This is a genomic window from Myroides sp. NP-2 (assembly GCF_014145665.1).
In the GTDB taxonomy this organism is placed as follows: Bacteria; Bacteroidota; Bacteroidia; order Flavobacteriales; family Flavobacteriaceae; genus Flavobacterium.
On record NZ_JACHTD010000045.1, the window covers coordinates 1 to 1,002 of the forward strand.

The 1,002-nt window shown below is 28.9% G+C and carries 1 protein-coding gene; it reads right to left on the bottom strand.

Going from position 1 to position 1,002, the window contains the following annotated elements; all coding sequences use genetic code 11:
• Positions 1–138: 138 nt before the first annotated feature.
• Positions 139–843, bottom strand: coding sequence for a hypothetical protein (locus H4K35_RS15550; RefSeq protein ID WP_125112982.1), 705 nt, complete (start codon positions 841–843; stop codon positions 139–141).
• Positions 844–1,002: the final 159 nt, after the last annotated feature.

Here is a 1,002-nt window from a genome sequence, read left to right on the forward strand (position 1 = left end):
AATCAATCTATTTTTTAATATTTAACATAAGTGTTATTCTAGAGAATAAAAATAAAGCCTCCAATTAGGAGGCTTTATTTTTCTATTTTACATAAAAGGTGTTATAGCTTTTACTGAACCGAAGTTGTACGCTGTCTTTTATTCTTTACATAAATTTTCTCTAAGGATTTGTCCAATCCAACTTATACTAGCTACAATTTCAAAATCTGTAATTTCTAAACGATCTGCTAATATTTCATTATCTGATGGAATATATTTATCTCCATAATATTTTTCATCACCAACTTTAATATTGGGTTTTGTTACTCTGATTTCCATTAAGCCATATGATACAAATTCAGAACCACCATTGTCTAATTCCAATTCTTCAACATCATTTTCTATGAAAAACATTAAATCAGGCAACGGAGTTTTTTCAATAATATTTGTTCCTGTAATGAATTGGTCATAATCAATTTTTTTCTCTAAAAATGATTTAAAAAGTAAACCAGTAAGTGATGCTTTGTCTGTGTCTTCACACTTGTCAATAATAAATAATAATTTTTCGCCAACTTTTGTTCTATACTTTAAATCTTCTTCTATTTTATTAATTTGTTCTTCTATTTTATTTTCAGAAATTGATTTTAGTTCATATAAAAATGTAAGAATTTTTTTAAGAAATAGCTTATCCTTGATATTGGTTACTGTATTAAAAGTTCCTATAATTGTTGAAAGTAGTGGGACATCTTTTAGTAATCCTTCAGCAATATTTGAATCAATTACCACTTCAGTTAAGTCTTTGGTAACAGCTTGAAATTCTTTATCTTTTATGACTTGAATAAGATTTGTACCGAGTGAACTCATTTAATAATTTAGTTTTAGTAAGGTTGCGTACAACGTGCCGCGTATTGGCGATGGGCGGGATTTTTAGCACTGAACTTTAATCGAAGAACAGAAATTGAATTTTGCACTTCCGTTGATACGAAGCCGTTCAGCCCGCCTATTGCCAATACGATGTTGAAC